The organism is Pontibacter aydingkolensis (assembly GCF_019443125.1).
Classification (GTDB): domain Bacteria; phylum Bacteroidota; class Bacteroidia; order Cytophagales; family Hymenobacteraceae; genus Pontibacter; species Pontibacter aydingkolensis.
This window is the reverse complement of record NZ_JAHYXK010000030.1, coordinates 23838-32761: the sequence shown is the minus strand read 5'-3', so window position 1 is coordinate 32761 and position 8924 is coordinate 23838. Positions and strand designations below refer to the sequence as shown.

At 42.4% G+C, this 8924-nt stretch carries 7 protein-coding genes; 3 read left to right on the top strand and 4 right to left on the bottom strand.

Annotation, left to right across the window (positions count from 1 at the left end; genetic code table 11):
* Positions 1-441 precede the first annotated feature (441 nt).
* The gene (locus tag K0O23_RS19385; protein WP_219879118.1) at positions 442-888 is read left to right on the top strand and encodes a helix-turn-helix transcriptional regulator; all 447 of its coding nucleotides are present in this window, start codon (positions 442-444) and stop codon (positions 886-888) included.
* Positions 889-1023: 135 nt separating this feature from the next.
* Positions 1024-2682 carry a serine hydrolase domain-containing protein gene (locus K0O23_RS19380; RefSeq protein WP_219879117.1) on the top strand — a complete coding sequence of 553 codons (1659 nt, stop codon included), beginning with the start codon at positions 1024-1026 and terminating at the stop codon, positions 2680-2682.
* 129 nt (positions 2683-2811) lie between these two features.
* Here K0O23_RS19380 and K0O23_RS19375 read toward each other — a convergent pair whose 3' ends face one another.
* Genes K0O23_RS19375 through K0O23_RS19365 form a run of 3 tightly spaced genes read right to left on the bottom strand, consistent with a single transcriptional unit; the run spans position 2812 to position 6011 of the window.
* The gene (locus tag K0O23_RS19375) at positions 2812-3885 is read right to left on the bottom strand and encodes an alanine racemase (protein WP_219879116.1); all 1074 of its coding nucleotides are present in this window, start codon (positions 3883-3885) and stop codon (positions 2812-2814) included.
* Between the two features lie 3 nt (positions 3886-3888).
* Positions 3889-4341: a GNAT family N-acetyltransferase gene (locus K0O23_RS19370; protein WP_219879115.1), complete on the bottom strand. Its 453-nt coding sequence runs from the start codon at positions 4339-4341 to the stop codon at positions 3889-3891.
* Positions 4281-6011, bottom strand: a complete 1731-nt coding sequence (locus K0O23_RS19365) for a sodium:solute symporter family protein (protein ID WP_219879114.1) — start codon at positions 6009-6011, stop codon at positions 4281-4283. Before K0O23_RS19365 ends, K0O23_RS19370 begins: the two co-directional genes overlap by 61 nt.
* A gap of 861 nt (positions 6012-6872) precedes the next feature.
* On the opposite strand from K0O23_RS19365, the gene K0O23_RS19360 reads away from it, so the two are divergent.
* Complete coding sequence (locus K0O23_RS19360; RefSeq protein WP_219879113.1) at positions 6873-8129, top strand: aspartyl protease family protein; 1257 nt, start codon at positions 6873-6875, stop codon at positions 8127-8129.
* Here the strand turns inward: K0O23_RS19360 and K0O23_RS19355 are convergent.
* Positions 8126-8428, bottom strand: a complete 303-nt coding sequence (locus tag K0O23_RS19355) for a hypothetical protein (protein WP_219879112.1) — start codon at positions 8426-8428, stop codon at positions 8126-8128. The two genes, K0O23_RS19360 and K0O23_RS19355, sit on opposite strands and share 4 nt — an antisense overlap.
* Positions 8429-8924 lie beyond the last annotated feature (496 nt).

The window sequence follows — 8924 nt, the reverse complement described above, 5'->3', positions numbered from 1 at the left end:
CTACTTTCACACTGTGGCAGTAGGGGCAGTTTATCTGGATAGTTATCTCGCACATAACTTCCTGTAAACACCCTTGCTGTCATACTTATTCCAATATCATACATTGTAGACCACAACCAAAAAACGAACTATTGTGGGGTTGTAGTTACTGATACTGAGTATACGTATGAAAGGGTAGACTGGCATTATCATGAGAATCCTTACTTTACTTATCTTTTACAGGGCAAACTTTTTGAAGCGAATAAAAAAAGAGCCTATTACCTTGATGCCGGAAGCCTGCTTTTCCATAATTGGCAAGACGCACACTATAATATAAAACCACCTGAATATACTAGGGGATTTCACTTAGAAATTACCTCAAACTGGTTTAATAAAAATGATATATCTTCTTACGATTTTGAAGGAAGTATTCATCTTGAAAATCCTTTGGTGAAAGGACTGATGAATGAAGTCTTTTTAGAATCAAAAACGAATGATGTATTTAGCCAATTAAGTATAGAGGCTTTGGTGGCAGAGATTTTCGAAAGAATCAAAAACAATCATGCGCGCGCTATTTTTAAAAAGCCTGATTGGGTAAAAAAGCTACAGGAAATAATAATAGATGACACGGAGGCGAACTTTTCTCTCACATTTCTCAGCTCCCAACTTGACATCCATCCAGTGCACTTATCAAGAAGTTTTCATAAATACTTTGGTACAACCTTAGGAGCTTATATAAGACACCTAAAACTTAACAAGGCCATACTTTTGCTTGCTACAGAAAAGTCTTCAATGACGGAGATCTGTTACAAATGCGGATTTTACGACCAAAGTCACTTTATCTCTACCTTTAAGAGGGTTTACCGCGTTACGCCATCCGAATTCCTGAAGCGTATAGCATCATGTTAAATTTATACAATTAATGAAGCTGATAAATTGCCACCTTTGCCTTAATCAATACTAACTAAGATGCTAAGGAATGTTATCTGCTTACTGTTACAGTTTCTATTGCTCTCCATTTCAGTGAGCTTAAGTGCTCAAAACATGGAAGATTACACAGGGGGATGGGAAGGAAAAATACCGTATCCGAAAGCCTTTAGTTTTGATTTGACTGCAGATATACCCAACTCTGGGAAGGCAGTGTTTAGCATATCAAACAATCAAACGATTTTGAGCCATAGTTTTAATTATCAGGCAAAAAAAGCACTGCTCATTGAATTAGGAAAGAACTTATACTTTGAAGGTACAATAAAAAAAGATAGATCTGAAATTAATGGATTCATCAAATCCGGAATGCTATTTTACCACATCAAATTAAAAAGATCAGAAAAGAACAGGTATGTGGGCAAGTGGAACATTTTGATGGTGGAAAGCCTAAAAGCCTCAGACTTATACCTCAGCATTGAAAATGGATCAGTAGATGAATATCAAGCATATCCTGTCTGGGGCGATAATCGCTTTACGGGCACATGGTGCGCTGATTTCCAAAAAGAAAAGAATATTATCTCGTTCAAGGACTTTAAAACAGGTCTCTTATTTGAAGGTAAACTGACGCCTTCAGGTATAATATTAGATATTAAACTGGGGCATGGAACAGTAACGCGGGTACCTTTGGTAAGATCTGAGACAGCTTGGAAAATCGGAAGCTTATCTTCAAAAGATGAAGGTAGAGCAACTGTGCCTGTAGCCCTAAAAGACGGATGGAAAATTGGTAATGCTAATTCAAAATCTCTGGACAAACGTCTGCTTCAGGAAATGATAGACGGCGTTAAAGAAGGAGCCCTGCCAAATACCCATAGCGTACTGATAGCCCAAAAAGGCAAATTGGTTTTTGAAAAGTATTTTTATGGTTACGATGCTGCAGTTCCTCACGATATGCGCTCAGCTTCGAAAAGTATTTCATCAGCCATAGTTGGAGCAGCCATAGACAGTGGTTTTCTGAATAGTACTGATCAAAGTATGTGTAATTTAATACCATCAACTTATGAATGCGCTAATGACAGCCTAAAATCTGAAATATCTATACATCACCTGCTGACTATGAGTTCAGGGCTGGATGCAATCGATTTTGGAATAAACAGAAAGTCCGTAGCCTCTGAAGATAATTACCAGCAGTCCCAGGATTGGGCAAAAACTGTTTTAGAAGCCCCCATGATAGGTAAGCCAGGCTCTCGCGCAAACTATGGATCGGCAAACCCATACCTGCTGGGTTTGATCATCGATGGAGCAGTACCTAATTCGCTAGAGTTATTCATGGACGAGCAATTATTACAGCCCCTCGGTATTTCAAATTATATTATACAGGCAGATATGGCAGGGAAACCATACTTTGGAGGCGGTATGTATCTTACCCCAAGAGACATGCTAAAGTTCGGGCAATTATATCTTAATAGCGGTAATTGGAAAGGCAAAAAAGTACTCTCTAGAAACTGGGTTAATCAGTCCTTTAGCAATCATATCACTTTGGAAAATACAGAAAATAAGAATGGATATGGCTATTTGTGGTGGCACCAGGAATACCAGGTAAAAGGGCACAAAATTGAATCAATTGAAGCTAGAGGGGCTGGTGGCCAATACATCTTCGTATTACCAAGACTAGATGCGGTAGTTGTAATCACTTCTGGAAATTATAGAAATGGAAAAACGCAGCAGCCAGAATATATTTTAAAAACCTACATTTTGCCGTCTATTTTGAAAGATTGAAGCTAGCACCTAAAGTGTCTGTATGGTGCGTAAACGCACCATACAGACACTTTAGCAAATAATTATAATGAATTACTTGAGCTAATTTACTAACCCTGTACATGCAAAATCCTTGAGATACTGCTGCCTTTACCTCACCACCTCCTTCGCAATATACCTCGAGTTAAGTATACTTAACGCCCCCATATACTTTAGCCCAAACCGAAGCACGTCACCAACTTTATAGTTTGCTTCGTTTTCGCCGAGCTCCACTACCAGCATATCCGAACTGGCACCAATCACACTCATACTTTCATCTTTAGGAATCAGGAATTTAGGATTGATATCGAGCAGGCCCACGTCTAGTATGGCGCGGTGCGAGGTTCTGCCATAAAGGCTTTCATCAACCTCAAAACTATCGCCGCTTGGGTTTTCTGCCAGCATGCCGCTTGGGATCATGGGCTTTTCGGTAAGTTCTATTATCTCGGTGAATAGCTCAAATACATCGTCGTACATCCCCTCAAAGGTTTCGCCGGTAAACAGGTTTAGCCCGAAAAACAAAGCCTCCCCAATCCGGAAATGGTTAATGCCCTGCGGCATCTGGTGGTTAAACAGCAGCGGGATGGTAACAGAAGTGCCTCCTGAAACCCAGGGTATTTTACGGTTAAATTTAGCCTCTATGATCTGTTTGTAAAGACTAAGCTGAATTAGTTTATCCTGCGTGGGCATTACCCCGTGCAGACAGTTAAAGTTAGCGCCTAGGCCAATTACAGAGATATTGGGCAGCTCAAAAACCTTCTCGTAAAAGCTTACCAGTTCATCGCCCATTACGCCCTCGCGCAGATCACCCATCTCAATCATGATGATGATCTTGTGGAGCTTGTTTTGACGCACAGCCTCGTCAGAGAGTAGTTTTATGATCTCAAACTCCGTCTGGAAACTGACATCGGCATATTGAATGATGTCGGGTATACTTTGCTTAGGAGCAGGCTTAATGTAAACGGTTTGTACCTGTGGGGCCATCTTCTTGATCACCTTCAGGTTGGTAACCCTGGAGTCGTGTATCTCCTGCACGCCCAGTTCGAGCACCTCTTTCAAAAAAAGCTCGTTGCCGCACAACAGTTTGGTAACGATACCCCAGTCTATGCCGTGCTGCTTAAAAACACGGTCGAGGTGGTTATAGTTATGCTGTAGCTTTTCGTGATACAGTTTTAAAACTGCCATGATCTATCTCTGAAGTCTGTATTCTAAGTATTTATTTGTAAAGCCAAGCTTTTCGTACAAGTGCCTTGCCGGGTTCTGCGGCTCTACGTGCAGGGCAATGCTGCCCTGGGTATTATCTATGGCAAGCTGTGCAAGCTTTTTGCCTACGCCTTTGCCGCGCTGGCTGTTGTGCACGGCCACGTATACAAGTATGTTCTCTGGTATATACCCGCTCATGCCGGTATTGTTCATGATCAAAGCACCTACTACATTGTCGTTTTCACGCGCAACCAAAACAGACCCTCCTTTGCCTTCAGCCTCCGAAAGGGCATAATCCATGCATTTGGCAATGTCAGCGCGTTGGTCGCCGTACTCGTCCAGGTGTGTGAACAGGAAATCAAGTACCTCGTCTTTATTTAATTCTGAATGGTTGCCTGGGGTGTAGACACTGTAGCTGACGTTATTGTTTTCGTCCATAGTTTTCTTTTATCAGGGTATAGTATAGTTAACGTAAAGTATAAAACTGCAGAAGTGGACAGTCCGAATAAATTTGGGTCCAGGTTAAAGGGTAATTTAAAGGTTAGGCCCATCGCGGGTATATGCACGATGCTGTTTGATGCTATAGTTTGGTTGAACAGTAACTGCAGCTCAGTAGTAGTAAGAGCTTCTAAATTTACGGGCTGCGCGAAATAGGGTTGGAATTGCTGCATCAACGAAAGTATAGCAGCCTGGTTAACAGCTTCACTTACCATAAAAACCTGCAACACTACTGTTACAACGCCACCCATCAGCATGGCCCAGAAAGCAGCCAAGCTGCTGCGTCTTTCCCAGAACAGGGCACCAAGTATGGGTATGAATAATCCAGAAACCATAAAGGCATAGGAGTAGAGCATCAGGTCCAGCACGTTAGTCATCATGGTGGCCAGCCATAAAGCAAAAGCCCCTACAAGCAGCGTTACTAACTGCGACAGGCGCAGCGTTGTCGGGTCGTCAGGGTCTATTTTACGGAAATGGCTCAGCACATCGGTTACAATGTTCCCGGATGAGGCCATCAAACAACTGTCTGCTGTGGAAAGTATAGCCGAGAAGTATGCGGAAAGCATAAGTCCCATCAGGCCAACGGGCAGCACCGAACGCAGCAACATAGGCAATCCTGTTTCAGGGTCTACCACGCCACCTGCGCCTAAAGCCTCGAACATGCCCTGTTCGGCGGCCACGCGTGCCAGCATACCCAGACTTACGCCCATAAAAGCCATTACAGGCCACTCAAACAAACCGGCAATATACCAGGCACGTTTTGCTGTTTTAACGTCGCGGCAGGCGTAAATGCGCTGGTAAAGCGTCATGCCAACAAACCAGATGGGTATAATGGTTATTGCCCAGTTTACGATCTGCTGCCAGGTAATATTAGTTAAACTCAAAAACTCAGGTGGTAGGGTAGAGCGGATGGCAGCCATACTTTTAGCGGACTGGGCAGCTATAAAATCCACATCCATTATCTGCCCGAAACTCAGCCCCTCTAGTCCGCCGCCTACAGCCAGAAAAGAAACAGGAATACCGATAAAGACAAGGCCGCCCATAAGTATGGCCCATTGGATGGTATCGGTATAAATAACTGCTTTCAGGCCACCCATTACCGTATAAACCACAGCCATAATGCCCATCACAAGCAGAGCGGTATTCAGGTCGAGGTCAGTAAAGGTGCCGCTGGCCAGTTTGGCGCCAGCCAGTATCTGCGAGCTTGTAAAGCCGGTATAGCCAATGGCTGAGATAATGCCGGCAAGTAAGGCCACCCTGGCGTTAAAATAATGTCCGAAAATCTGGGGGAAGGTAAGGAAGTTAGCAAAAGCAGGATTCTCTTTCACTTTTGGGATCAGGAACACTGCTGCCAGCCAGGCGCCCAGCAAACCGGTAAACAGCATCCAGGAACCGGAGAGCCCCATAGCAAAGCCCAGTCCGCCCAGGCCTATCGAAAAGCCACCGCCTACATCCGTAGCAACCACCGATAAGCCGATGTGTCCGCTGCTCATGGAGCGTCCGCCAACGTAATAATCTTCTGCGCCCTGGTTTTTATTTAGAAAGTAGTATCCGACTCCGAGCATTGCCAGCATATAAGCCGCAAAAATGGACAGGTCTATGTAGTGCATGTGTTAGAAAAGTATAATTACTCCCAAATTCAGATCAGAAGGTTATACTTGAAGATAACAAAATTTTGCTTGAATTCCTCAGAATTAAGTCATATTGACTACTTGAACGTATTTACACCTGTTTTTACCGAAACGGTTTTGTACAAATAAGTCGTATTAACTCCTCACGCAGGAGATGAGGCAGGCAAGTACAAATTACCTGTTTTTATTAGCTCAGTTCAATTTAAAGCACGGGCTCTGAGTACACCAGACCAGGGTAGAGGCTGGCAGTACACTGCTACGCTTACTAAGCGGAAACCAGTAAATAAATCCCTATAAAAAACAGGAAGAAATAACACGATTTTTCAAGTAGCAGCTCTTACCAGTAATGGTCAAAGTGCTTTGTTTCTGGTTTTTTCCCTTTATCCTTTATGTATACTTTTTTAATGATATACACAATGCCTGCTGAGGCAAGAACAATTAAAATTATAAGCGCGTCCATACTACTGTATACGTTTATCAAACAGCCTGTATCGTGCGTTAAGGGAGCAAAAAATTCACACAAACAACTTAGCAGTTGTACTATTTAGCTGTGAATTGAATATTCGGAACAAAATGCAATGTGATGATGTAAATTGATGTTGGACCAGGGTTAATTTGAAAGGGTATAGCCCGTACAAAACCTGACCTCCGGATCAGTATTTTAAAATAGTGGGTTTCTATCCGGAAGCATACTTTTTTATATAGCGTTTCTTATATACGATGTTATACTTAAAGTGTATAAATAATTGTATATCAAGATACACAGGATTGCCGGTTTGGAATATTTTACGTATTATTAGTGTTAAGCTTATAGTAAGAACTTAAGTATACCGGAACCTTATGACAAGAGCCAGTTTCCTGATGCTTCTTTGTCTCGCAATTTTACTGTTGCCTGAAATAGCCCTTGCCCAACTACAGCCAAAGTTTGGGCAGGATACTGTATACTTTACATCAAACAGGAAACAGATCAAGATACCTTTTAAGCTTGTACATAACCTTATCATTATTCCGGTTGCAATTAACGACTCTAAAGAGCTGAATTTTATACTAGATTCGGGTGTCCGCAATACCCTGATCACACGGCTATTTTATTCTGACTCGCTTAACCTGAATGATGCCGACAAAGTAACGATCCATGGCCTAGGCTCAGGCCATGAAATAGAGGCTTTGTACTCGAGTGGGAACATTATGCGCATGAATGGTATTCAGGGCGACAACCACCAGGTATATGTTTTGTTGGAGGATGTGTTTAACCTTTCGCACCGAATGGGCATGCCTGTTCATGGCATTATTGGCTATGATATATTTAAAAACTTTATTGTAAAGATTAATTACTCATCAAAAGTACTTACACTGTACCGGCCTGATGTTGAGTTGAAAAAAAAGAAAAAAGCAGAAGAGTTTCCACTGCACATAGAGGCGACCAAAGCCTATGTATATGGCAACGTGCACCAGCAAAACGGAGATACACTTGAGGTTAAACTTGTGGTAGATACCGGTGCCAGCCATACGCTTTCGCTTTACCTGCCAACCAACAATAAACTTGCCTTGCCACCAAAAGTGATGGATGCATATTTAGGTCGCGGGCTTGGCGGAGACATTCACGGTAAAATAGGCAGGTTGGATGCATTTGTTATGGGCAAGTATGCTTTGTCAGATCTGCCAGCCTCTTACCCCGACGAAGAAGCTATCAAACTGGCGCTGAACATTGCCAACCGTAACGGTAACCTGGGTTCCGATATCCTAAACAGGTTTACAGTTGTACTAGATTACCCGCACAACAAGCTTACGCTTATCCCGAACAGCAAATTCAAAAAGCCCTTTAATTATAACCTGGCGGGTTTCGAGATTTCTACGCCACTACCGGGCACAAATATTTACGTTATCTCTAATGTGGTTGACAATACACCTGCCAAACTGGTAGGTTTAAAGCCCGGAGATCAGATACTGAATATTAACGGGCAGGAGTGCAAAAATATGCTGTTACCTGAAATACTGGAAATGATAGACAGCAGGCCAGGCCGAAGGATAAGGATGAAGCTAAAAAGAGAGCATCAGGTATTTGATGTAAATTTTGTGCTTCAGAGCCGCATTTAAAGCTGAGAAACTACTTTGGCTGAGGCCTGTTGCATATCCAGAAAAATCTGAAAAAAGAGCAGGAGCACCGCAAATACGATCAGAAGTATGGCTGTGATTGTCCTGGATTTGGGTATTGGTTTCTGGTAAACATTGCCTTTATCGTCAACCCCGGTCAACCTAAGGTCAGAAAGTATAAGTCCGTTGCCAAAACTAAGCCAGACGGCGGCCGTAAGGGCTTGTTTAGTAACAAATAAAGAGGCCAGGCCGATAGCCGAGAAAAGTATACCGATAATTACCCGAATGGAAATATTTTTCATTTTGATCGCAGGAAAACAGCTTTAGCACAGCACCAGCCATACTTTTATGATGGTGCAATTTAGCGATTTTAAACAAACTGTGTCGTCAGTAAGTTAATGCGCCATTTAAAATTAGGTCTCCGTCTTTGCTTATAATCTAACATAAAAGCAATATAACTTATAAACTTTTGTTGTTTTTGAGAAAATATTTGGATATAAAAAAACTATTCTGAAAACTTTGCATTGGAATAAGGGTATAACTATACCTTAGCATTTAAATACTGAAATGAAAAAAACGTCGTCTTTATCAACTCTGATAAATCACGCTCCGGCTATGGAGGGTGCGACTTTTTCTATTCTTGCTTCGAGGATAGTTTTTAGGGCCATCTCAACTGCGGTCCGCTACAGGCGGTAGCCTATAGCGCTTCTGACTGCCTATGCGGTAGTCACTTTTCCCCAAATACTATATCCGTTTACAGTTTGACCCAAGGCAACTTATACTTGCCTTTACAGCTGT

Excerpts from the sequence above, each read along its gene's own strand:
- K0O23_RS19360 (WP_219879113.1), top strand. The coding sequence starts at position 6,873 with ATGACAAGAGCCAGTTTCCTGATGCTTCTTTGTCTCGCAATTTTACTG.
- K0O23_RS19385 (WP_219879118.1), top strand. The coding sequence starts at position 442 with ATGAATGAAGTCTTTTTAGAATCAAAAACGAATGATGTATTTAGCCAA.
- K0O23_RS19375 (WP_219879116.1), bottom strand. The coding sequence starts at position 3,885 with ATGGCAGTTTTAAAACTGTATCACGAAAAGCTACAGCATAACTATAAC.
- K0O23_RS19380 (WP_219879117.1), top strand. The coding sequence starts at position 1,024 with ATGGAAGATTACACAGGGGGATGGGAAGGAAAAATACCGTATCCGAAA.
- K0O23_RS19370 (WP_219879115.1), bottom strand. The coding sequence starts at position 4,341 with ATGGACGAAAACAATAACGTCAGCTACAGTGTCTACACCCCAGGCAAC.
- K0O23_RS19365 (WP_219879114.1), bottom strand. The coding sequence starts at position 6,011 with ATGCACTACATAGACCTGTCCATTTTTGCGGCTTATATGCTGGCAATG.
- K0O23_RS19355 (WP_219879112.1), bottom strand. The coding sequence starts at position 8,428 with ATGAAAAATATTTCCATTCGGGTAATTATCGGTATACTTTTCTCGGCT.